Origin of the sequence: Streptomyces sp. AP-93 (assembly GCF_022808175.1) — a bacterium.
GTDB lineage: Bacteria > Actinomycetota > Actinomycetes > Streptomycetales > Streptomycetaceae > Streptomyces.
The window spans coordinates 39624-63431 of record NZ_JALGBX010000037.1 but is presented as its reverse complement, the minus strand read 5'-3'; the positions used below and the strand labels follow the sequence as shown (position 1 = coordinate 63431).

Here is a 23808-nt window from a genome sequence, read left to right as displayed (position 1 = left end):
TCGTTCGTCACACATCGACGTTGGACGCCCTCGTCTCATGTCCGCAGGCGATCCCTTGGACTCATTCATCTAGGCGGACGGCCGGGCGCACCAAGGCCGATTCCCCTGCTTCAGTACGAGGAACTGACAAGCGAACTCTCCCCGCTCCGCCGGTACGGCCCGCAGGGCTCGTCCGGACGGGCCCCCGCACGGCCCCGTGGCGCCCTATACGGCGGGCAGTCCGACCCCGTGCGCCAGCTGTCCGGCGGCGTGCGCGAAGAAGGCGCCACGGTCCTCGACGACCCGGTCGAACTGGCCGAACAGTTCGAAGGAGATCAGTCCGACGAGCTGCGCCCAGGCGGCGACCAGGGCCGCGGCGGCCTCGGGGGGCAGGCCTTCGGCGAAGTCCGCGGCCATGCGGGCCGCCTCGGGGCGCAGCTCGGCGGGGAGCGGCGGGAGCGAGATGCCACGGCCCTCGCAGGCGGCACGGACGATGCCAATGAGGGTGTTGCCCACGCGGGAGGCGGGCCCGACGGTGTCGAGGGGGGCGGTGTAGCCGGGAACGGGCGAGCCGTAGATGAGGGCGTACTCGTGCGGGTGCTCCAGCGCCCAGTCGCGGACGGACCCACAGACCGCGGCCCAGCGGGCGCGCGGGGTGCCGCCGGCGGCGAGCGAGCGGGCGTCGGCGCCTTCGGCGGCGGCGCCGACGCTGTTGTAGGCGTCGACGATGAGGGCGGTGAGGAGCTCGTCGCGGCTGGGGAAGTAGCGGTAGAGGGCGGAGGAGACCATGCCCAGCTCGCGGGCGACGGCGCGCAGCGAGAGCTTGGCGGCTCCCTCCGCCGCGAGCGCGCGGCGCGCCTCGTCCTTGATGGCGGCGGTGACTTCGATGCGGGCTCGTTCCCGGGCCCCTCGCACGGTGCTCATGGGGGCCAGTGTGTCACGCGGGCAGAGCACTGCCCAACAACGAGAGCGGCGATCCTTTGAGAGAGCACTGCTCTTGTTTTGGAGCGCCGATCCATGCACACTGTTCTCAAGCGAGAGCAGTGCTCTCCCAAACTCCTCGGAGGCCACGATGAACGCGCCCAAGCCGTACTACGTCCAGGCCGGCCCGCTCGACATCCGCTTCAACGCCCTCATCGGCAAGCTCGCCCGCCTCGGCTTGAGCGTGGCCGGAACCGCCGAGCTGTCCGTCCGCGGCCGCACCTCCGGCACGATGCAGCGGATCCCGGTGAACCCGTACACCCAGGACGGCACCCGGTACCTGGTCTCCGCCCGCGGCCACTCCCAGTGGGTCCGCAACATGCGCGCCGCGGGCGGCGGCGAGCTCCGCTTGGGCCGCACCGTGCACACCTTCACCGTCACCGAGCTGACCGACCCCGCCGAGCAGGCCGTCGTCCTGCGCGGATACCTGAAGAAGTGGGGCTGGGAGGTCAACCGGTTCTTCAACGGGGTCACCGCGAAGTCCTCCGAGTCCGAGCTCCGGGCCGCCGCCCCCGACCACCCGGTCTTCCGCATCACGATCACCCCCTGACCCGGCAGCCCGCACGACCCGCCGCCCACCGCCCTCCGCCCGCCAGCACCGGCGCCGGAGCCCGACTCCGAGCCCGGCCCCACTCCCAACCCAAGCCCGGCCCCGCCCACTCCCGGCCCCGCCCACTCCCAACCCGAGTCCCACCCCGAACCCACTCCCAACCCGAGTCCGACCCCGAGCCCACTCCCGATCCCACTCCCAACCCAAGCCCGGCCCCGCCCACTCCGGGCCCCACTCCCGGCACCGCTCCCAACCCGAGCCTCACCCCGAGCCCGGCCCCACTCCCGACCCGAGTCCGACCCCGAGCCCACTCCCGGCCCCGCTCCCAACCCCGAGCCCGCTCCCAACCCCAACCCCGGCCCGGCCCCGGCCCACTCCCAGCAGCCCCAGCCCCAGCCCCAGCCCCAGCCCCAGCCCCAGCCCCAGCCCCAGCCCCAGCCCCGAAAACGCGGCGGCGGCCTCGCCGGCAACCGGCAAGACCGCCACACTCCGCACCTCGGCGCCGCCGTTGCCCCACCGGGGACGGCGACTTCAGCCCTCGGATCGGCCCCGGGCTCAGCCCTTGACCCCTCCCCGGGCTCCGTCCTGCTCATCGGACCCGGCCCCCGACCCGGACCCGGCCTCAGCTCCGGCCCCGCCCCGGCTCCGCGCCTGCCGCGCGTCCAGCACGTGCAGCGCCTTGCGCGCCACCGGGTACGTACGCACCATCTCGGCCAGCGTCAGCGAGCCCCGGGCGATCCGGGCGAAGGCCAGCCAGGCCGGCCGCAGGCCGGTGATCGCCGCGTGCAGCAGGCCCGGCTTGGCCTCGAACAGTTCCAGCATCCGCTTGCCGACGCCCATCTCCACGCCCAGCCCGGCCTTGACGGCGAAGGCGTAGTTGAGGGCCTGGCGCCGCGCGTCCACGGCGTCCTGGGCCTCGGAGATCTTCACGGCCCACTCCCCGGCGAGCCGCCCCGAGCGCAGCGCGAAGGAGATGCCCTCCCGGGTCCACGGCTCCAGCAGTCCGGCCGCGTCGCCCGCGACCAGGACCCGCCCGCGCGAAAGCGGCGATCCGGGCTTGCGGCAGCGGGTCAAGTGTCCGGAGGAGAGCGCCGGTTCGAAGCCCGACAGGCCCAGCCGGGCGATGAAGTCGTCCAGGTACCGCTTGGTCGCGGCGCCTTCGCCCTTCGCCGAGATGACCCCGACGGTGAGGGTGTCGCCCTTGGGGAAGACCCAGCCGTAACTGCCCGGCAGGGGCCCCCAGTCGATGAGGACCCGGCCCTTCCAGTCCGCGGCGACCGTCTCCGGGACGGGGATCTCCGCTTCCAGGCCGAGGTCGACCTGGTCCATCTCGACGCCGACGTGCGCGCCGATCCGGCTCGCGCTGCCGTCCGCGCCGACCACGGCCCGGGCCAGGACGGTCTCGCCGTCAGCGAGGATCACAGCGACGGTCCGCCGGTCGGGTACGGACGCCCCGTGCTGTTCCACCCGCGCGACGGCCGTACCGGTACGGACCGTGGCGCCGGCCTTCTCCGCCTCGGCGACCAGCGCCGCGTCGAACTCGGGCCGGTTGATCAGCCCGAACAGCATCTGCTTCGAGCGCCGGGTCCGGGTGAACTTCCCGTCCAGCGAGAAGGTGACCGCGTGGACGCGGTCCTTGAAGGGCAGCACGAACCCCGGCGGGAGCGCATCCCGCGAGGGGCCGATGATGCCTCCGCCACAGGTCTTGTACCGGGGCAGTTCCGCCTTCTCCAACAGCAGAACGCGCCGTCCCGCGGCGGCCGCCGCGTGCGCGGCCGAGGACCCTGCAGGCCCGGCCCCGACCACGACCACGTCCCACACCTCGCCGGTCTCGCCGGTCTCGCCGGTCTCCCCGGCCGTCTGCGCGTCCGCCCCCTGAGCGGCCTGTCCTGCCTGCGCGTCGCGTACGTCGCCGCTGTCGCTCTCGTCGCTGCTCACGATGTGCTGCTGCTCCTGATCATGCGGTTCATGCCGTTGCTCCGATGCCGGGGAAATCCTACGGCGCGAGATCGACTGCCCCGTTGTGCGAGGATCGGAAGAGTCATTTTCCGTAGCCCGCATACGCACACCCCGCGCATGCGGGACACGTATACGCACCCCGTACACGTACACGTACACGTACACGTACATCAACGTCGCACCCAAGAGGAGCGTGCCCATGCCGTCTCATCCGATCGCCGAGACCGTCGCCTCGCTGATGGCCCGCGCCAAGCGGGAGCTGTCCGAGCTGGTGGCTTTCCAGTCGGTGGCGGACTGGGCACAGTTTCCCCAGAGCGAGAGCCAGGCCGCCGCGAACTGGGTGGCCGGCGCGCTGCGCGCCGAGGGCTTCCAGGACGTCGCGCTGCTCGACACCCCCGACGGCACCCAGTCGGTGTACGGGTTCCTGCCCGGCCCGGCGGACGCGCCGACCGTCCTGCTGTACGCGCACTACGACGTGCAGCCCCCGCTGGACGACGCGGCCTGGATCTCCCCCGCCTTCGAGCTGACCGAGCGGAACGGCCGCTGGTACGGCCGCGGCACCGCCGACTGCAAGGGCGGGTTCATCCTGCACCTGCTCGCGCTGCGCGCCCTGAAGGCCAACGGCGGTGTGCCGGTGAACGTGAAGGTGATCGTCGAGGGCTCGGAGGAGCAGGGCACCGGCGGTCTCCAGCAGTACGCGACGGCCCACCCCGAGCTGCTGGCCGCCGACGCCGTCGTGATCGGTGACGCGGGCAACTTCCGTACGGGCCTGCCGACGGTCACCGCGACCCTGCGCGGCATGTGCCTGCTGAAGGTCAAGATCGACACCCTGGGCGGCAATCTGCACTCCGGCATGTTCGGCGGGGCCGCCCCCGACGCGATGGCCGCCCTGATCCAGCTCCTGGCCTCGCTGCGCGCGCCGGACGGTTCGACCACGGTGGACGGGCTGGCCTCGGACGCGGTGTGGGAGGGGCTCCAGTACCCGGAGGCCGACTTCCGCTCCGACGCGAAGGTGCTCGACGGGGTCGAGCTGATCGGCGAGGGCACGATCGCGGACCGGCTGTGGTCCCGGCCGGCCGTCACCGTGCTGGCCATCGACTCCCCGCCGATGGTCGGTGCCACCCCCTCGGTGCACGCGAGCGCGGGCGCGCTGGTGAGCCTGCGGGTGCCGCCGGGTGCGGACACGGCGGAGGCGATCAAGCTGCTGGAGGCGCACCTGGTGGCGCACACCCCGTGGAAGGCGCGTCTGGAGCTCGAAGTCGTGGGCCAGGGACAGCCGTTCCAGGCGGACACGGACAGCCCCGCGTACGCCTCGATGGCGCAGGCCATGAAGGTGGCCTACCCGGGCCAGGAGATGCAGATCAGCGGCATGGGCGGCTCGATCCCGCTGTGCAACACGCTGACGGAGCTGTACCCGGACGCGGAGATGCTGCTCATCGGCCTGAGCGAGCCGGAGGCGCAGATCCACGCGGTGAACGAGAGCGTCTCCCCGGAGGAACTGGAGCGCCTGTCGGTCACGGAGGCGCTGTTCCTCGTCAACTACGCGGAGTCCAAGCGCGCCTGACGGTGTCGGGGGCGGTGGCACGACGCTCCGCTACGGGCGAACCACGCTACCGGCGCAACCTCGGCCGGGGGCGTGGTTCGTCCGCGTACGTTCGGGTGATGGATCTCGTCGAAGTCATCCCCGACCGCCTGCACATGCTCCGCTTCCCCATCGGCCAGGCCTACCTCTGGCGCGATGGTGCGGCCCTGACCCTGATCGACGCGGGCCACGCCGGTTCGGCGGACGCGATCGAAGGGGCGATACGTTCCCTCGGGCTGCTGCCGGAGCGGCTGGAGCGGATCGTCCTGACCCACTGCCACCGCGACCACGTCGGCGCGGCGGGTGAACTCGCCGCCCGCTGGGGCGCGGAGGTGCTGGCGCACGGGCTCGACGCGCCCGTCATCCGCGGCGAACAACCGGTCCCGGAGCCGGTGCTGCTGGACTGGGAACTCCCTCTGTACGCACATGGACTGACGGTCCATGAGGCGCCGCCGACCCGGGTGGACCGGGAGTTGGAGGACGGCGAGGCGCTGCCCTTCGGTGACGGGGCGGTCGTCGTCCACGCTCCGGGTCATACTCCGGGCAGCATCGGCATCCATCTCGCGGCGCACGGGGTGCTGTTCACGGGTGACTGCATCGCCGGTGTCGTCCAGGTGATGCTCGGCGTCTTCAACGTGGACCGCGCCCAAGCCGTCGAGTCGATGCTCCGACTAGCCGCCCTGGCCCCTTCGGTGGCCTGCTTCGGCCACGGCGACCCCCTGACGTCGGACACCGCGGCCACCCTCCTCGCAGCAGCGGAATCGGCAGCGCAGGCGGAAGCCGGGGCCGGGGCGTAGGACCGGGGCGTAGGACCGGGGCGTAGGGCCCGTGCCCCGGGCTCCGTAGCATCGGGCCCCCGGCTACGGAACCGCCCGCCCCGCCTCCAAGTACGCCGCCCGGCCCCGTTCGCGGGCCCGCAGGGCCCACCGGAGCCGCTCGAACCGCACCTGCGGCAGCAGGTCCGCCGCTTCCTCCTCGGTCACGAACCGCCAGGCCCGCAGCTCCGGGCCGGGCAGCCGCAGCCGCCCCGTCTGCGCCGCCGACAGCCGGCCGCCGTCGAACAGCAGCCGCAGGCCGCCGTAGCCCGCCGGGGGACACGGCGGCTCCCAGTCCACGACCAGGAGCTCTGGGAGGCGCTCCAGTACGAGTCCGAGTTCCTCCTCGACCTCCCGTACCCCCGCGCAGGCCGGGGCTTCCCCGGCCTCGACGACTCCGCCGGGGAACTCCCACCCCGGCTTGTACGTCGGATCCACCAGGAGCACCCGGTCGGCGTCGTCGAAGAGGAGCACCCCGGCGGCCACCGTTTCGCGCGTCGGCTGCGGGGTCTGCACGATGTCGCAGACCCGGGCCGTGTCGGTGCGTACGGCCTCGGCGATGCGCTCGGCGGTCTCCCGTACGGTCAGGTTCCCGTTGTCGATGACGTGGGCGTCGGCCGCGAGCCAGCCCAGCGCGTGCTGGTAGGCGGGGATGTGGTCGTAGGCCCACTTCCTCACCCGCAGGTCCACGTCAGCCGCCGCCCCGGGCTCCTCCCGGGTCGCGATGCGCTCCCGAAGGATCGTTTCCTCCGGAGCGAGCAGCACGTGCCGCACCGCGATCCTGCGCGCCGCGAGCCCGCCGAAGATCTCGTCGCGGTACTCCTGGCGCAGCAGCGTCATCGGGACCACCAGCACCCCGCCCAGCTCCGCCAGCATCGCCGCCGCCGTGTCCACGACGAGCCGCCGCCAGCTCGGCAGGTCCTGGTAGTCGGACACCTCCGCGAGGCGTTTGCGCGGCAGCAGCACGCGCAGCGCATCACCGATGAACTCCGGGTCGAACAAGGTGCTCTCCGGCAGGAGGCCGGTCAGCTCGCGCGCTGTGCTGCTCTTCCCGGCGCCGAAAGTGCCGTTGATCCAGACAATCACTCGTACTCCAGGATGGGAAGGCCGCTGAACAGCGACGGAGCCGGATTCGCGGGACTGCCTGGGAGAGACATGGGAAAAGTCGGCGTCCACAGCCCGGCCCCCACCACTTCCTTCTCCCACACTCTCTGGAAGTACCCAGCTATCCGCTCCTCCATCGCGAGTGTTACCTCGCTGTAGGTTCCCTCCACTCCCGGCAGCTCATGGCCCATCCGCTCCTCGACTGCCACCCTTGGGATGTCGCCCGGCTCATCCAATTTCGCCTTGTGCCAGTGCCGCAGCCGATAGATGTCCTCTCCAGCCATCTCCTCGACGGCCGGCAGCTCTGGCCGGGCCCACCGTTCGTACCGAGGCCGGGACGCGCGCTCCTCGGCGCCGTCCCGGATCGGAAACCAGTAGGTGTTTTTGAAGCTCGTGCTCAACAGCGGCTTGCCCTGCACCGACAGGAACACCCACGGCTGGTCGTGCGACGCCAGGAGGGCCTGGTGCATCTCGTGCAGGAACGGTGGGATGACGATCGTCCTCCAGCTGTCGTACTTCGGCGCAGCCAGCACCGCCCTCTTGTCGACCCGATAGGTCTGGTACTGCACTCGGAGAGCGTGGAGGGACTCGTACCGCTGGAGGGCCTCCACGCGCAGCTCGGCGTCCGGCTCGGAGGCGGGCCAATACGGCGAGGCGTAGCCTCGCTGCAGTCCGAACATCTCGCCCGGCGGCCGCAGTCCGGTGAAGGCAATGGTCCAGATATAGGTCCAGCCAGCGAATCCCCATACGTAGTAGGCATTCTGGGCCAACTGGTGCACGGATCGGGTGGACAGCTGCCGCTTGACTCGACGCACCTGCTTCTTCTTGTACAGGCCTCGCCGCTTCTGCTCCACGATGGGCGACTCCTCGCGGTATTTGTACTTCACTACCGCATCATCCATGATCATTTTAAATGTACCCAGTACCGCCTTCGCGTAGTTGTGCGAGTATTTGGCCTGCACGAATTTCCTGAACGCGTCGTACTGGATGGGCGTAATCTCGTCCACCGCACTGTGCGCCCAATAGGGGCGAATCACAGCCGACAGCCGGGACTTGTACGACAACATGGAGTTGCTGCGAAGGCTGACCCCTTTGAACCAAAGGTCGCAGTAGTCCGCCATGTTGATCGGGGTGGCCGCCCTCCGGCCCCGATGGTTCCGGACGTCGGACTCCCGGTCGAGGCCAAAGGTGAACGCCTCATCTTCATCCGCGAACGGCATGCCGTCCAGATTCTTGGACGCGGACCCGTACAGCTTCGTGGTTGTCGGCTTGCCACCATCGTCCAGCTTGTACTGCCCGGTCCACCACTTCACGCGGATGCTGTTCCCGCGAATTTCCGTGTACGGCACTTGTAATCTCCCACTTCGACGATCGATGCGCGAGCGCCGGCGGACACTCCATCCGCTGGTCCCGTCCGCCACCCGTCCCACTCTGAACACCCGACCGGGAACTCTCGGCAGGACGGGCAAGCACGGCCCTGGGCCTCCATTAACTGCCTCACGCACCTTCGGACCACGCGACCTTCGGCAACTCCGGAGGCAGGACGCACACCGTCCCTCCTGTTACTTCAGCCGCGGCAAGGCGCAGAGATTGTACGGGGATTGAAGCGAAGCCTTCAGTCCTTGCAATACAGCCCCACAGCTACCCGCACGCCCGGTCGACCTCCACATAGGCCACCGCCCGAACATCTCCCCCCTCCCCGACTTGTCGCCACATGACCCTGGAGCTACCTCGCCGCCTCGGCAGCCGCAAGGCGCGAGGGGTAGAGCTCTAGCCAGTTCGCCTTGACACGTGACGCAAGTCGGGCGAGATCCGAGTCCCCACACACCTCCTCACGGGGGCGGCCTTGGTCAGCTAGGCCCATCCGCGAGACAGGCCAACTCCCGATCACAAGACCTCGGACAAGGCCATGCAGATCCATTTGACTACACAGTACAGCTCATTCGATAGACAGCTGGAAGGCTATCTAGATCTATACAACTGGGACTGACTAAGGTTAGATTGCTGGGGTGCACCAGCCGTTGACCTGCAAGCTTGACCGGGAGACGAGCTGCACGGAACGCGTACACAGCTGGCACCACAGACGGGGATAGCCGCCTCAGCCACCTCGAAGACGGCACTCGTGGATACATCAGCCCGGCCACACATCACCATCAGCCCTCGGCACCGGCGACGACCACCTCGCGCCGCATCCGGACGAAGCACATCAATCTGAAAGGACATGACGATGGCCACCAAGGCCTATGAGCTCTACGGCGCGCCCACTGCCCCCGAAGACCCCGCACAGGAGTACATGACGGTCCAGGAGACCGCCTATGTCTTGAAGTGCTCCGTCTCGTGGCTGCGCCGCTTCCTTCGCAACCGCTCCACGCTCTGCGGCCGGACCGGCCGCGGCGGCCGGATCATCACCAACCGCGAGCAGCGCGCCGCGATCCATGCCGCCCGCTCGGCCGGCGACCCACGTACGGGGCAGCCGATGCCGCGCCGACGCACTCCTCGCCGCGCGACTGCAAAGACGCCCGTCGCCCCCTGATCAGACGAACACGCCGCCCGCAACGATGCACCGTCGCTGGGTGACGAGGAGTTACTGACTTCGGCTCGTGAAAGTGATTCTCCTTGAAGTGCCTGATGAGTTTGGGGGTGTTGTTTGCATCCCGTGGTGTATCAGGCATCCGAATGGGGGCCAGCTCACTCCTGCGGGGGCGTCAGCGCCGTGAGACGGTACGGATGCAGGCGGCCGGGCTGTTCGAGCGGAACATCGGACCGCCAGTCCCGGAACGTGCGGTACTTCGGGACGTGCTCCGGCTCCAGGATGTTGAAGTCCCCGAGGACCAGGCAGTGGCAGCCTCCCCGGTGGGGAGCGCGGCGGCCAGGCCCTCCAGGAACCTCGCCTCCGTCTGGTCGCGGGACGGCACGTACACCCCGACGGTCTCCAGGGGCCCCTGGCGGTCTCCACGGTCACGGCGGTCCCCCAGTGCGGGAGGTAGTCCAACGGCAGCCGGAGCGGGCTCGTGGCGAGGTGGGACACGATCATCACGCCCCTTTCCCGGGTACCGTGCGGAGGCCGCGGGAAGGTCACCGAACAGCCTGCCCTCTCGAACTGCTCGGCCAGGACCTCGCACCGCACTCCGCGCCGTTTCTGTGAGGACGAACACCGGCTCCGCCAGGGCGCACGCGACCTGCTCGACGGCATCCGCCACTGAAACCCCCGCGAAGGCACGGGCGGAGTCCGGAAGTCGACTGTCCGTGCCTTCGCGGGGAGCAGCCGCCCGAGCGCCAGTCAAGCCCCCACTGCGGGAAGCCGACGACCGTTGTCGGTGCGGGACCGTACGCTTTACCAATGCCCTCGCCCTCCCCGCCTCACGGAAGGCTGCGCCCTGCTGCTGCGCGGATCAACGCGGCCATCCGCCAGCTCATGGAGGGGCCCGACACCCCCAGCCGCGCGGCGGAGTACCAACGACTCCTGGTCGAGTGGGAGAGAGCGACCCGGGCCAACTTGGTCAAGGCCGCGTGACGCACGAGCGCCCAAGGTCTTCCGACGGGGCGCTCGCCTATCCTCCGTACCGAGCAGCATCAGCACGGGTGCGGCGGCCATACACCGTTGTCGTGTGCGCCGAGGTCAGCGCAGGCCGTCTGAGTCGTCGTGCTCTTCGCCGACTGGGAATGGCCGGCGATCGTCCCCCGGATCCTCACTGTAGATAACAGCGGAGACCGCACTGTCGTAGGCATCGTTGAGGCCGATGCCGCTTGCGCCGAGGATGCTCTCCCAGTCGGTTGCCATGCCTACGAGCCTAGCTGTACCGCTCGAGAATCTCGGCGATGTGGGGGTTGCCCCTCGTCCACCCGGGCGAAGATCGCAGCTTCCGCTTCAAGGGCGAAGCGCCCCTCAGTCCGCGATCGCCCGTACGAGAGCGGCGTGGAACCAACTTGAAGGTTATCCGGACATTGAAGGACGCCCAGGCATCGAAGTCCGCCTGGCGCCGTTGCGGCATCACGCGCCGCGCTCAGACCCATCACACCCCTCCAGCGGCAGCCGTCCAGGGGCTCCAGGTCACTGAGCTCGATCCCTCCAGGGACTAGGTCGACGGCCGGCGCGGTCGTGGTCCGATGTCGGGCCCGTGGCCGCGAGTTCAGCCAGAGGCATCCGGTGGTGGAAACCCGAGACGGTGACCGCCTACGACCGGGAATGCAGCCCGGCTGCCCGCAACAGCGTTATGCGCCTGAGCCTGCGACCTCTCCGGCCGGCTTGTTGCGGACATCACGCATCCGGACATCGAGAGCGGCCTGGGTCTCAGGGTCGAGCTCGTAGTCGCCGGCGGTTTCAGGGTTGACGTCCAGCGCGTGCGAGCGGAAGGCATCCCGCTCTGCGGAGAGTTGCTGGATCGTCTGGGTGATCCGGTGGATCTTCTGGCGCAGCCTCTCCCACTCCTGCTCGGCGAGGGCGAGCTCGGCGAGCTGGCTCTGGATCTCAGCCTCGTTTTCCCGGGCGTAGTTATCGCTGACCAGTGTGATCAGAGGAACCCCGAGAGCCTCGGCGGCGGTGACCGCCTCGTCGAGCCTGACCGCACGGGTCTGCTGCTCGATGCGCGTGATGGCGGTGGAGTCAACGTTCGTGCCAAGCAGTGCGGCCATACGGCGCGCCAGTTCTGCCTGGCTGATGCCGAGGCGTTCGCGTTCTTGACGAAGTCGGCGGGCGAAAAGGTCCCCGGGCAGTGGGTTCATGTCGGTTTGACACTTCCTGGTCAAGATCGCGATCGGCGGGGCGTGTGGGGGTGGCCCGCCTCGAAAACGAGCAGGCCAGCGTCGCAGCAGTGCTGGGGCAGCACATTACACATCCCACACTGCGCCTTCCACAGGAGCACACCGCGGCCTGCGATCACGCATCGCGACGTCGATTCGCCTCGTTTCCGAGTCCCTCCCGATTGCTTGTCGATAGACCTTTCGACACCTCTGCAATCCATCGACTTAATGAGGTAGATTAGCCATTACAGATGTACACATATACGAGTCGGCGGGGCGGTCGACATCAGGTCACCGACCAATCGAGCCTTCCACCAGTGCTCATCCGAGTGGGCTAGCTGCACTTGCCATCTCGTGACTCACTGGCATGCCGCCGACGATTCGAAAGGGGATGGAAAAGAATCATGACGACGATCTACGAGGCAGCCGTTCTCACGCAGACCTCCCTGCCGAGCGCAGCCTGGGACCTGACGAGCTTTCTGCAGAACGCCAAGTTTCAGATCCAAGACTGGGGCGGCCTGCTGCTCATGCTGCTCGGTGTTGTCGGCCTGATCTGGGGCGGCGTGCTCCTGATCAAGAAGCTGATGGCCAACCCACAGTCCGCGGGCAATCAGCAGGGCTGGGGCACGGTCGCGCTCCTCATTCTCGTCGGCGGAGCTTTGACCACCGGCGGGTGGTCACTGATCGAGACGATCGGCTCCGGCGGCCAGCAGACCATCACGGACCTCGGCGGCGGCACGGTGATCGTCGCGACCGCCGATCAGGTCAGCGGGTTCCTGAGCGGCCCCTCCAAGTAAGAGGCCGTCACAGACCGTGCACACGACCGGGGACAGAGGCGTCGAGCGAACCGGGTCGGTTGAGGTGCAGGCCTCCTCCGGCCCGGTTCGCCATATCCGGGCCCGCAGCACAGCGCAGGCACGAGAGAGAGCAGAACGTGGGGATCAAGGACAAGGCATTGGCCTTCAGCAGGAAGTTCAAGCTCGACTCGCACCACGCGATCGAGCGTTTTGGCGTGTTCTTCGGCGTCTTCGCAGTCACGGGCACGATCGTGATCAGCGCATCGGGGGCCTCGGTGTACCAGGCGGGACGTGACTCGCTGTCGCAGACGGCGCTGTACACCAGTGACTTCAAGACGTCGAAGACGAATCTCGACGGCACCGTCGACGGGGTCTATACCAACAAGAGCGGCAACAAGGCGCTCGTGATGATGCACTTCAGCCCGACCGCTCAGATCTCGTACAACGCCGCGGACTACAAGGCGTTCCTGCTCGGATCGGACACCTCGCTGGACAGCGAGCCGGTCAGCACCAACGGGATCAAGGGCTCCTTCTACGCCTTCGGCTCGACCGGCTACGTCGGGGTCCTCTTGAACGCCGACCAGCCCTTCGACCGACAGGTGTTGAACCTGACGGTCCGCGCAAACGCCGAACTCGCCACTCCCGGAGCGAAGCAGACGCAGAGCAGCGGCAAGCTGGCCGGCGACGAGACCTTCTCCAAGTACGACCAGTGGCGGGTCTTCTTCAACCCCGGTGCGTCCGGGGTCCACAAGATCGCGGCGCTCGACGCTCTGACCTTCGACCCTGCGCAGGCCTATCACGAGGTCGCGCTCAAGGAGAAGGAGGCCGAGGCCAGGGATGCCCTGGACCAAAAGCTCGTCGAGATGCGCACGAATCTGACGCAGATCCAGTCCTATACATCCGACCTACAGATGACGAAGATCGACGGCCTGTTCCTGCGTCCGCCGACCGTTCCGGTCTCGATCGCCACCGACCAGATCACGGGTGTCTCCTCGGCCGAGGCCAAAGACGGCGTCTCGACGCTGGCGCTGCAGACCAAGCACGTCGCCCCGGGCGGCTTCGACCTCAACTGGCGTGCAGGCAACGTCTACGACGGCTACCTCGACGCCCTGGTGCCAGCCGGACAGAGCTATGCCCAGTTCTTCACCAAGAAGCGTGATGGGGGCTCGGACCCGACAAACCAGCAGATCTCAGATATGCAGTGGATCCTCTCGGACGGCACCAGCCTCACCAGGGACTACCAGTCCTCTGACGTGACGATGCGCCCACTCATGAACATCATGAACAACCTCTCACAGGCGTATCAGAACTACTCCAAGAACAAGCCTCAGTACGAGTCGGACCTCTCGCTCGACCTACTCCGACTGGACGTGAACCTGCGGGACGTGCAGTCCAACAGCACCATCCGCGACGACAAGAACTTCCTCACAACGCTGCATTGAGTGCAGCGAGTAGGTGATACATCCCCCTACCTGGCATTGAGCCGGAAAGGAAAACGACATGGCCACCGACAAGCCGAGTCGGAGTCCCAAGAAGGGGAAGCCGAGGGACCAGCCGAGCGCGTCGGTGAGTCAGAGGATGCCCCGGCAGGGTCGCGGGACCAAGGGTCTCGGCCCTGAGGAGGGCATCGAGAGGCCTCCCGAGGGCAAGACCGGCGTACCCAAGCAGCTCCCGACCCCGGCAGCTGACTCTTCTGGTCCTTCTGGTGCGGCGAACACTGCGCCGAAGATGCCGGAGGCCGCGTCGAAGATGCCGGACGCGGCAATTACCGCAGAGACCGCAGGTGAAGCGGCCGGTGCCGCGAATGCCGGGTCGAAGATCAAGCAGGGCATGAACGGCGTCGCCGGGAACATGGCCGGAGGCGCGGCCCAGAAGGCGATCGAGGGAGACGGCAGCAGTGCGACCCGCCGTCACGCCGGGCGTTACGCGGGAGCTGCCGTCTCCGGTGCCGTGGCCGGCGCACAGACCGGCGGGCTCCCGGGAGCTGCCGTTGGCGCAGCGAAGAACGTCGGCATCGAGGGGGCCCAGGACGCGATCAAGGGCGCGTCCAAGGTCACCGGTGGCGGCCCGGACGCCAAGCTGGCCAACCAGCGCGAGCTGGGTGCCGGCGGCACGGGCTACGAGCGCGGTGCGTCGAAGGACGACGACGGCCTGGGCTCGAAGGTGGCCAAGGGCGTCGCCGTCGGTGGTGGTGCGGCTGCTGCTCCGCCGGCCATGGGCGTGGTCATGGCCATGGCCTTCCTGAACTGGCTCAAGTCAATGTTCTTTGCCGCCATGGCGATGGCCGTCAACGCCGGGAAGCTGCTATGGACACTCTTCGTCCACATCCTCAAGACGATCGGCCACGCGATCGCTGCGCCGTTTATGGCGATCGGCAGCTACATAGCCAACGCGGCCGGAACGGCCCTGGGCATCACCGTCACGGCAACGACAGCCCCTGTCGCCGCCGCGATGTCGGGCGTAGCGGCGATGACGGCCAGCCTGGCCCTGCTGGGCACGGTCCTCACCGGCGTCCTCAGCTCGATCGCACAGACCGAGGGCCGCATCAACGCGAACGGGACAGCGTGCGTCGTCAACGCGGGGAGCGTCGGCAACGGCTCCGGGGCCACCGTCCCGGCGGACGTGGAGAAGAACGCCAAGGAGATCTACTCGGTACTCAGCAGCTGGGGGATGCCGAAGGACAACATCGCAGGCATCCTCGGCAACTGGTCACAAGAGTCCGGGATCGATCCGACCAGCGTGCAGAACTTCCCCGCAGGGACGTACGCCATGACCGCCGCGAAGGCCAGCGCCGCGGAGAACACGGACAACGGCATCGGGCTCGGGCAGTGGACTTTCGGCCGTAACACATTGCTGCGCCAGTACGCGCAGAGCAAGGGCGTCGACTGGTTCACGATCAAGGCTCAGCTGGCCTTCATCGTCGATGGTGACAACCCGGGCGATGTCACGGTCTTCAAGGACATGCTCAAGAAGTCGCAGGGCTCACCGCGTGCGGCAGCGCTGCATTTCCACGAGAACTGGGAGCGCTCCGCTGACGGCGCGGCCGGACTCGCCGCACGCGGCGACAAGGCCGAGATGTGGTTCGGCAAGATGAGCGGCTGGTCGGTCGACAGCTCGATCGTGGGCGTCGTCGAGAGCATCGTCGGCGGGATCATCGAGAACATCGTGGACGGGATCAATACGATCCGGGGCAACTGCGCCTCCAAGGGCGGCAGTTCCGTCTCGCTGACGGACGGCGGAATGACTCAGGAGGAGGCTCAGGCGCTCGTCGACCTCTTCAACATGGAGGGTGGGAAGTTCCTGGATGACCGGTACGGTCCGGGCGGCGGCCCGGGTTCCTGCAACGGCAACCACGCGATGAACTGCGTGTCGTTCTCGACCTACTTCGTGAACAAGTACACGACGTTCCAGACCTACCCGGCCGGCGACGGCAAGGAGACGGCGTACACGATTGCGAGGGAAACCGGCAAGCAGATGTCCTCGACCCCGGCGGCCTACTCGGTGGGTTCCAGCCCGGGCTCGGCCCCCGCCGGCCACACTCTCGTGGTGCTCGGCGTCCAGGGCGACAAGGTCATCCTCGGCGAGGCCGGCTACTGCGCTTACATGGGTCGGGTTCGCGTCGACAGTGCGGCGCGGATGGCTGCCGAGGGCTGGAAGTTCGTGGACATGTCGGATTCGATGCTCCCCTCCGACAAGATCAAGACGGTCTGATGGTCTGCACCTGACCTGGGAGCGAGAAGCCGGTGCCGGGCGACCTGGGCACCGGCTTCTTCATGTCCGGCGTAGGCCCTGCGTGTCAGCTTCGCTTCCCTACACCCTTATTGAATAGATTCAAACTCGGTCACGAATGCCTTTCTGTATAGACTTGAGTCGTTTATGAGAGCAACATGGAGTGAGGAGTGCGTTCGGTGACGACAATCTATGACGGGTCCGAGAGCACGAGTCCCGAGCGGGAGGCCGGGTCGATGTCCGAGGAGAAGCCCGCGGCACCGAAGACACGCAAGAAGGTCACCGGAGCTGAGCTCGAAGAGCGCTTCGCAGGCTGGACGATGCGCCAGCGCGAACGGGTCCAGGCACGCAGGCCGGAGGACAACGCGCATCTGATCCGACGCAGCATGACCGCGGTGATGGGGGTCGGGATCCTCTCCCTGGTCGTCGCCACCGGCGTGGCCGGCGAGAGCTTCAAGGCGAGCGCGGCGGACAATGAGGTCCAGATCACCCAGCTCAAGGAGCATCTGGATGACGCCCAGTCCACGCCCGTGACGGCTGACGCTGGCGCGCAGCTGTCCAAGCTCACCGAGGCGGCAGCCGCCGATGCGAAGAAGGTCGCGTCCGGAGAGCAGACCTTCGCCACGTTGTACTACCAGGCCGGCGTTCAACCCAGCCCGAACAACGGGGCTCCGAACCAGGCCACGCTGGAGATCATCAAGCACCGCCGGGACATGGCCCCGCTGTTCAGCAAGGGCTCCTTTCTGGTCAGTGACAAGGAGGCGTACAGCACCTCGTCGCTGACGCCGTTCGATGCGACCACCGAGATCGATCCGCGCCACGCCTGGTACATCCGCTACGACGGTCAGACCGCAGCTGCCCCGAGCACGTACGCATGGAAGGCCGAGACGGTGATGCCCGATCTGAGCGCGAAGGACGGCTCGGGCGCGACAAGCCAGGCAAAGGTCGTCTGGCTGTGCCGGGACACGAAAAGCGGCGAGGTGCTCGCCTGGGCGAGCGCGCGCTACGTGCGCAACGGGCCGACGGGGGCCTTCGAGCACTTGGCGCTCGTGGTGACTGCCGCTGGGGCTCAGTACGAGAACCGCGCGACCAAGATGCCGGCTGGGCCCGCAGTCCCTGAACTCAGCGACACGGGCACACAGAAGAAGGACGGGAAGCGATGACGGAGCAGACGGCAGCACCCATGCGGCGGGGATCCTTCCGGCGCAACCTCTCGGTCCTGGTGACAGCAGCGGTCCTCGCGGTCGTCGCAACGGTTGCCAGCATGACCTGGAGCAGCCAGCACGCGGCCCTGGCTGAGCAGGAAGCCCAGATCAACGACGTCGAGGGACAGCTGGCAGGCATCCAGAAGAAGAACACCGCCCAGGTGAACTCGGACGTTATGGCGGCCCTGGGTGTCAGCCAGAACCGGCTGAGCACCGACGGTGAGCGCATCAAGTCGCTGCTCTCGATGGCCTTCACGTGGGACTCGGGACGGAGCTACGAGGCGGCACGCGAGAGCCTGAAGAGCCGGTTCGGCCTCACCGAGAACGAGAGGTTCCTGAAGTCATTCATGCCTCCATCACGGTTCAACGAGGACTCCCAAGGGCGGCGTTACTACTACATCGACACGGTCGGCCTGAACTCGGCCCTCGGCGCGGATACGGACATCGAGGTCATCGACGCCAAGGCGGGCGTCTACACCTACGCCGTCCTGGCCGACGTCGAGGTCACTTCCGACGCGGCATCGCAGAACAAGGCGAGCAAAGCCAGTGTCACGGCACACCGGCGCGCGCTGCTCTTCGTCACGGTCGACGACCAGGGCAAGGTCTCGAATCCCTCCGGTACCCCAGCGAGTGGCGAGACTCGCTATTCAAAATGATCCGGACTCCCTTTCGACTCGCCTTATTGATAGAGTTGTTCTGATATTTGAGTGAAACGGCGAGTTGGGGACTAATGGCATCGACACAGACCGGTGAGTCGGGTGGGGGCGCGGTGCGCAAGACGTGCTTCGTCGCGACGTCCGCGTCCTCGCCGGAGGGCGCGGATACTCCTGAGCAGACGGAGCCCGCAGACGGCCTGCGCAAGCGCACCCTCGTGGCCTGCGTGAGCATGGGTGTGGGCGCACTGCTGTGCTTCGTACTCTCCGCGGGGTTCTCCGGCGGTCAGGGCGCGGTGAACGATACGGCTGCGCCGGAGATCTCCTCTCTGCAGGAGCAGATCAGGATCACTGAGGCGAAGACGGCGGCGCTGCCGAAGGCCGACGACGCCGAGCGTGGTCTGACCGCGGCCCTGACTGCGGCTGGTCAGGTCGCGAAGCTGCAGAACGACTACCGCTACCTGACTCCCAGCGTTGCGGCAGATGGCGGCAAGCTCGGCACGGCGACGTCTCAGTCGACGCTTCGCAACCTCATCCCCTACTTCACCCCTTCGGTGCACCAGGCGGATATGGGGCCGTGGTATCTGCTCGCCAGTGACAAGGACGTGGCGGCTGGCGTCGGGATCCCGATGAGTTTCAACTCCGGCTTTGAGTGGATCGCCCAGGTGCCCTACCTGGTCAACGCCGACAGCACCATCACGGTGACCTGGCTGGCGATGGAGACCGGGACGGGTGCGGGCGTGAAACCGGCGGTGCTGGCCTGGGCCCGCGCCGATTACGGCCTGGTCCGCAAGGCGTTCGTGAACATCCAGACCGGCACGACGGCCACGGGCGAGGGCCTGAAGCAGGAGGTGAAGGCGCCGTGAAGGAGGAGATCAAGGACAAGCTGCGCCAGCACGCCGGGAAGATCCTGCTCGGTGGCACCGGGGCGCTACTCGCGCTCTCGGTGTTCACGCTTGGCTCCAGCCTGCTCAGCGACGGCCCGGCCGCGACGGACACCCAGGCTGATGCACTGGTCCAGAAGCTCGAAGGCAACCTCGGCGACGCCCAGACCAAGCTGGCGACGCAACACGCTGTGCTGCTGGCCCAGCTGCCGGGCATGGACATCGAGCGGGTGAACCGTGACAGGGCGACGGGCCGGTCCCTTCTGCTCAGTCTCACCGACAGTTCGGCGTCGACCCGGACCGTCAAGGAGCAGCAGATGCTGCTCGACGCCCGCTACGGCTTCCTCGACCACGAGTCCCGGGTACTCACCGAGTTCGTGCCGGACTGGATGACGGCGACCGGAGCCGCAAAGGGCGCTGGGGCGACGTACACGCTTGCTGATCTGGACATTGATGTGAGTCGGGCGCAGGGACTGAACTACTCCTACACGGGGGTGGCCCAGCTCGATCCAATCCGCGTTGGACCGGATCAGAACAGCGCTGCCAAGGGCGAGTTCGCGGTCTTCACCTACTCCACCTCTCAGGACGGCACGGTGACGTCGCTGGACGCCTATCGGGCCTCCAGCAAGTCCCGCGACACCCTCGCTGCCGCCAGCGAGGAACAGCCCTCCCCCAAGCAGACCGGGTGAACGGAGCGCCCGCCGCTTCAGCACGCACCCCAGAAGACCCCGACGAGACGTAAGGACACGAACATGTTGACCCAGACCCTGGAGAAGACCGAGACGACCGCCCCGACGAGCACGGCCGCGACGGCGAAGACCACGGCGAAGCCCGTGAAGGCGCAGACGGACTCGAAGCTGCGCACCGGATGGCGGCGTCTGGCCCCGAAGAAGGAGGCCGGCAGGTTCTCCGTCGTGATGTGGGCAGGGTTCTTCCGGGCCATCGTCGTTCTCGCCGACTACCTGCTGGCGTTCATCACGGCCATGGTCATCATCCCGCGGCTGGGCGCATGGCTGCACCAGCAGTCGGGCGCATCCCGGGGCGCGCTCAGTGCTGACGGAACCATCGCCATGTGGCTGATGCCGCTCCTCTTCCTGGTCGCACTCCTCGCCGCGGGCGAGATCGTCGTGATGCGCGGCATGTGGCGCTGGGCAACGCGGATGATCGCGAAGATTCGGGACGCCCGGGGCGAGGCGACCGGGGCCGACATCACACCGAAGTCCACGACCAGGACCGCCAACGAGAGCAAGACCAACCGCAAGAGGAGCAAGTGATGCGCACCGCAGGGCTGACAATGAACGACGTTTGGGCCCACCGTGTCCTGCGTGAACGAGGGGTGGAGACGTACCGGCTGGAGGGGGTGACCGTCGAGCTCGGCGTCATGGTCGAATCGCTCGACCTCAAGCACCGGGGCAAGAAGGAGAACTACCGCCCGTATCTGCACATGACGGGCGAGCTCCGCTCGGTCACCCCGGCCAAGGCACTGCCGTTCGGCATCTCCCAGTTGACCTACTCCCCCGGCCAGGGCGAGAAGGTCGATGCTTTCTACGAGTTCGATGACCAGCAGTTGGTCGTGCTGGCCAGCAAGGGGTACTTCACGAGCGGCTTCGCCGTGCCCGAGCAGGTCACTGGGATCGAGTGGGAGCTGCCGGCCACGGCGGACATGCTCATGCTCGCTCCGTCAGGGGCACAGACCGAAGACGATGCGCCCGTGGTCTTCACCCAGATCCACGGCATCGGGGGCTTGGAGATCGATCTCGAGTCCAGCGGCTACGACCTCGCTGGCTACTTCGCCGACCACTCCAAGGACGGCGTCCCTCGAACTGAGGCTGTGGTCGATGCACGCGGGCTGAAAGCACGCTCGGACGCGATCAACTCCCTGTTCACCGAGGACGAGCTGGGCCTGGACACCGAGGTCAAGCAGATCGTCGGAGCGCCCGCGCCCGAGGCAGTGCCGGTTGTCGACGGCATGAACGCTCGCCTGCAGCAGATCGAGGCGGAGATCGCCGCCGAACGGGAGCAGTACCAGACCGAGCGTGCGAGCACCGAGGGCACCACGGAGAACCTCTACCGGAAGCGCGTGGCTGCACCACTGCACAGGGCCGAAGAGCAGAAGGTGCCGTTCGCTCCCCCGGTCCCGGCCCGTGAGGCGCAGCGCGACCTGAACCTGGATCTCGACCTGGAGCTGGAGGAGCAGGAGCAGGAGACCCGTCGACGTGAGGTCAAGCCCGTTCCGAGCCTGGACGAGCGCAAGCGCCAGGTGGCCCAGCGTGCGGCCGATCTCGACTTCGGCGAGGACTACGAGGAGGGCTTGGGTTCCTGAGGACGGATCAGGCATGAGGATCACGGCCCCGGTTGCTGGCGGACAGCAGCCGGGGCCGTAGTGCATCGGTACCGAGACAGGAAGGAGAGCGACGATGGGCCTGAAGCAGGACATCGTGATCGTCAATGAGTTCAGCGTGCCGCTGCCTGGCGGCAAGGGATCGCGCGGCGCGACGCCGGGCGACTACGTCACCCGGTACATGGCCCGCGACCAGGCAACGGAGTCACTGGCTCCGATCCAGCGCCTGCGCACCGACGACTTCATCCTGCGCTACATGACGCGGGAGTCCGCCGTCGACCGCGTCGGTATCTCGCGGAGCGCGGCGAAGCATGAGATGCGCCAGGCCCAGGGCAAAGGCGGCGTGGCTTTCGGCTACGGCTCGGTCTCGCTCTCCGACGAGCAACTCAAGGCGGCCAGTCAGGACATCCAGCACTTCTTCGACGCCGGGCACACCGTATTGAAGACCGTGCTGTCCTTCGACGAGGAGTACCTGCGGAAGCACAAGATCGTCGACGAGGGCTTCCGCTGCGAAACCCGCGGTGACTACCGCGGCCACATCGATCAGATGAAGCTGCGCATGGCGATCATGCACGGGCTGGAGCGGATGAGCTCGGGCAGCAGCGGCTTCGACGACCTGCGCTACGTCGGGGTCATCCAGGTCGACACCGAGCACGTGCACTGCCACCTGGCCATGGTCGACGGCGGCCGGGGCCAGGTGACGAAGAACGGCACACAGCGCGGCAAGCTGCTGGACCGGCACAAGTCCCGGCTTCGCCGCGGCGTCGATGCCTGGCTCGACGAGAAGCAGGCGGTGGCTCACCTCTCCAGCGCCGTCGGCTACGAACGGCGCAACGTCATCACCTTCATCAAGCGGTGGGCGCACGAGCGAATCCGTGCCGAGTCTCTGCCGCAGTTCCTGCTCGCCTGCCTACCTGCGGATCGAACCCTGTGGCGCGCCGGCTCGAACGACGCTCGCATGCGCAAGGCGAACCAACTGGTGACCGAGCTCGTGAAGGAGCAGCTCGAACGTGCCGGGTCCCCGATGTCGAAGGCCATGGAGCGAATCGTGGACTACACCAACGAGCGCCGCGCGAAGGAGTCCCTGAGCACGGAGGAATGGCAGAAGCTGGTCGAGCAGGGACGCGTACAGATCACGGATCGCGCCGTCAACGGCGTCTACCAGATTCTGCGGGCGATGCCGGAGTCCGAGCTGCGGGTGCGCACACCGATGCTCGAAGTCATGGGGATGGACTATCAGCAGATTGCGGCGCTGGCCGCGGATCGGCAGGGGAACGACGAGAACGCGGAAGCTGATCTGGTCTCCTTCGGCTTCCGGCTGCGCAGCTACGCCTCACGTCTGCAGCACCACCAGGAAAAGGCCGGGGTCTACCGCGACCTCGCGCACCAGTGGGAACAGGCCGACAAGGCCGGCGTGGCCGCTGAGGACTCGCGCCCGCTCTATGACTTCTACCGCTTCGAGGAGGGCTACCACCGGCGGTTGGTGAGCAAGTACAGGCGCTTCCTGCCTTTCCTCGGGGACGCCGGCCAGTGGTACGAGCAGCAGCAGGAGGTGGCGACCTACGGCCAGCGGCTGCTCTCGCTCATGGCGCTGCGCGCGGATGCCTCCCTGCAGCGGATGAAGGACCCCGAGGAAGCCGAGAACCTAGGCCGGACAATCTACGATCAGCCCGGCGGCAGGCTCCTGACCGAGGGCAAGCGCGGCCGGGCGGTGCTGGACGCGCGCATCTGGACGATGAAGCAGTCCTATGACCAGAAGCTGGACGGCTTGCGGACCGATCTTGCTTCCTCCGGCCTGGTGCTGCGCGTGGGGTGGGGTGGCGAGGATCCGGCGAGTACGGAGACCGAGGCGGTCAGCACGGACTTTGAGATTGTTGCCGGTGCCGCGTATGACTTCGACGAGGTCAAGGCTCTGGACCTGCACCACCTGGGCTACGACTTCGTCACCGACGTCGAGATCGGGCCACACGCACGCCGGAACTTCGTTGAGACGACCAGGGATCGCCGGCGGATGCTGCTGGCGGCGATGGACTACCTGGACCAGTCCGGCCAGGCCGAGGCAATTCCCGATCTGCCGGTCAACGATGTCGCGGCGATGACACGGGTCTCCCGGGAGCTGACGCCTCAGCAGACGGACGAGGGATCTGGCTCGCTCGTGTTGCGTTCCCGGATCGCCGAGCTGCGCGCCGAGCGCAAGAGGGCCGAGCCGATGCGGCGGTCCAAGGCTTCGTCGCTGGACGCCGGCCTCGTCGTACGGGTCCAGGCCCAGGTCGATCAGGCTGCGACCACAGCGGATGCCGGGATGGGATTCGACTCACAGCCGCCTTCTATCTCGACCGACTTGGAACGTGACTAGAAAGACCAGTCGAAAGTCTTGTCGAATGCTCTATAGCAGTATTAGCGTGAAGAGCGTTCGGCAGGACTCAATCCCTTGTCCGGACGATGCGACTGATCACGGCCGACTTGCCAGAGGGGCAGTCGGAACAAAT

Annotated in this window: 21 protein-coding genes; 15 read left to right on the top strand and 6 right to left on the bottom strand. The window is 67.5% G+C overall.

Annotation, left to right across the window (positions count from 1 at the left end; genetic code table 11):
• Window positions 1–204 precede the first annotated feature (204 nt).
• Window positions 205–903 carry a TetR/AcrR family transcriptional regulator gene (locus MTF69_RS39105; protein ID WP_243341470.1) on the bottom strand — a complete coding sequence of 233 codons (699 nt, stop codon included), beginning with the start codon at window positions 901–903 and terminating at the stop codon, window positions 205–207.
• 148 nt (window positions 904–1051) lie between these two features.
• On the opposite strand from MTF69_RS39105, the gene MTF69_RS39100 reads away from it, so the two are divergent.
• Window positions 1052–1510: a nitroreductase/quinone reductase family protein gene (locus MTF69_RS39100; RefSeq protein ID WP_243341468.1), complete on the top strand. Its 459-nt coding sequence runs from the start codon at window positions 1052–1054 to the stop codon at window positions 1508–1510.
• A gap of 555 nt (window positions 1511–2065) precedes the next feature.
• Here the strand turns inward: MTF69_RS39100 and MTF69_RS39095 are convergent.
• Window positions 2066–3331: a geranylgeranyl reductase family protein gene (locus tag MTF69_RS39095; RefSeq protein ID WP_243341473.1), complete on the bottom strand. Its 1266-nt coding sequence runs from the start codon at window positions 3329–3331 to the stop codon at window positions 2066–2068.
• Window positions 3332–3668: 337 nt separating this feature from the next.
• Between MTF69_RS39095 and MTF69_RS39090 the strand changes: the two genes are divergently transcribed.
• Together MTF69_RS39090 and MTF69_RS39085 are read left to right on the top strand one after the other, a co-directional pair.
• Window positions 3669–5033 (top strand): dipeptidase, encoded by a 1365-nt coding sequence (locus MTF69_RS39090; protein WP_243341466.1) that lies wholly within the window; start codon window positions 3669–3671, stop codon window positions 5031–5033.
• A gap of 98 nt (window positions 5034–5131) precedes the next feature.
• Window positions 5132–5848, top strand: a complete 717-nt coding sequence (locus tag MTF69_RS39085; RefSeq protein ID WP_243341465.1) for an MBL fold metallo-hydrolase — start codon at window positions 5132–5134, stop codon at window positions 5846–5848.
• A gap of 63 nt (window positions 5849–5911) precedes the next feature.
• On the opposite strand, the gene MTF69_RS39080 is transcribed toward MTF69_RS39085, so the two are convergent.
• Window positions 5912–6952: an NUDIX domain-containing protein gene (locus tag MTF69_RS39080; protein WP_243341463.1), complete on the bottom strand. Its 1041-nt coding sequence runs from the start codon at window positions 6950–6952 to the stop codon at window positions 5912–5914.
• Entirely contained in the window at window positions 6949–8319 is a 1371-nt protein-coding gene (locus MTF69_RS39075) for an integrase (protein WP_243341461.1), read from the bottom strand. Before MTF69_RS39075 ends, MTF69_RS39080 begins: the two co-directional genes overlap by 4 nt.
• An 878-nt stretch (window positions 8320–9197) precedes the next feature.
• On the opposite strand from MTF69_RS39075, the gene MTF69_RS39070 reads away from it, so the two are divergent.
• Both MTF69_RS39070 and MTF69_RS39065 read left to right on the top strand, forming a co-directional pair.
• Complete coding sequence (locus MTF69_RS39070) at window positions 9198–9503, top strand: DNA-binding protein (protein WP_243341459.1); 306 nt, start codon at window positions 9198–9200, stop codon at window positions 9501–9503.
• Between the two features lie 807 nt (window positions 9504–10310).
• Window positions 10311–10484 carry a hypothetical protein gene (locus MTF69_RS39065; protein ID WP_243341458.1) on the top strand — a complete coding sequence of 58 codons (174 nt, stop codon included), beginning with the start codon at window positions 10311–10313 and terminating at the stop codon, window positions 10482–10484.
• A gap of 105 nt (window positions 10485–10589) precedes the next feature.
• Here MTF69_RS39065 and MTF69_RS39060 read toward each other — a convergent pair whose 3' ends face one another.
• Together MTF69_RS39060 and MTF69_RS39055 are read right to left on the bottom strand one after the other, a co-directional pair.
• Window positions 10590–10751, bottom strand: a complete 162-nt coding sequence (locus MTF69_RS39060; protein ID WP_243341457.1) for a hypothetical protein — start codon at window positions 10749–10751, stop codon at window positions 10590–10592.
• A gap of 431 nt (window positions 10752–11182) precedes the next feature.
• Window positions 11183–11692 carry a helix-turn-helix domain-containing protein gene (locus MTF69_RS39055; RefSeq protein ID WP_243341456.1) on the bottom strand — a complete coding sequence of 170 codons (510 nt, stop codon included), beginning with the start codon at window positions 11690–11692 and terminating at the stop codon, window positions 11183–11185.
• Window positions 11693–12114: 422 nt separating this feature from the next.
• On the opposite strand from MTF69_RS39055, the gene MTF69_RS39050 reads away from it, so the two are divergent.
• From MTF69_RS39050 to mobL, 10 genes are all read left to right on the top strand, one after another.
• Window positions 12115–12507, top strand: a complete 393-nt coding sequence (locus tag MTF69_RS39050; protein ID WP_243341455.1) for a hypothetical protein — start codon at window positions 12115–12117, stop codon at window positions 12505–12507.
• Window positions 12508–12644: 137 nt separating this feature from the next.
• Window positions 12645–13949 (top strand): hypothetical protein, encoded by a 1305-nt coding sequence (locus tag MTF69_RS39045; protein ID WP_243341454.1) that lies wholly within the window; start codon window positions 12645–12647, stop codon window positions 13947–13949.
• 286 nt (window positions 13950–14235) lie between these two features.
• Entirely contained in the window at window positions 14236–16218 is a 1983-nt protein-coding gene (locus tag MTF69_RS39040) for a phage tail tip lysozyme (RefSeq protein ID WP_243341453.1), read from the top strand.
• A gap of 197 nt (window positions 16219–16415) precedes the next feature.
• Entirely contained in the window at window positions 16416–17399 is a 984-nt protein-coding gene (locus MTF69_RS39035; RefSeq protein WP_243341452.1) for a hypothetical protein, read from the top strand.
• Window positions 17396–18097 carry a hypothetical protein gene (locus tag MTF69_RS39030; RefSeq protein WP_243341450.1) on the top strand — a complete coding sequence of 234 codons (702 nt, stop codon included), beginning with the start codon at window positions 17396–17398 and terminating at the stop codon, window positions 18095–18097. The genes MTF69_RS39035 and MTF69_RS39030 overlap by 4 nt, the downstream gene beginning before the upstream one ends.
• Window positions 18098–18171: 74 nt before the next feature.
• Window positions 18172–18960 carry a hypothetical protein gene (locus MTF69_RS39025; RefSeq protein ID WP_243341449.1) on the top strand — a complete coding sequence of 263 codons (789 nt, stop codon included), beginning with the start codon at window positions 18172–18174 and terminating at the stop codon, window positions 18958–18960.
• Window positions 18957–19667 carry a hypothetical protein gene (locus MTF69_RS39020; RefSeq protein WP_243341448.1) on the top strand — a complete coding sequence of 237 codons (711 nt, stop codon included), beginning with the start codon at window positions 18957–18959 and terminating at the stop codon, window positions 19665–19667. The genes MTF69_RS39025 and MTF69_RS39020 overlap by 4 nt, the downstream gene beginning before the upstream one ends.
• A gap of 63 nt (window positions 19668–19730) precedes the next feature.
• On the top strand, window positions 19731–20252 hold the full coding sequence (locus MTF69_RS39015; RefSeq protein WP_243341446.1) for a hypothetical protein: 522 nt from the start codon (window positions 19731–19733) through the stop codon (window positions 20250–20252).
• A gap of 20 nt (window positions 20253–20272) precedes the next feature.
• A complete protein-coding gene (locus MTF69_RS39010; RefSeq protein WP_243341444.1) occupies window positions 20273–21301 on the top strand; it encodes a hypothetical protein in 1029 nt (342 codons plus the stop codon).
• A gap of 94 nt (window positions 21302–21395) precedes the next feature.
• A complete protein-coding gene (gene mobL / locus MTF69_RS39005) occupies window positions 21396–23675 on the top strand; it encodes a relaxase MobL (protein WP_243341443.1) in 2280 nt (759 codons plus the stop codon).
• Window positions 23676–23808 lie beyond the last annotated feature (133 nt).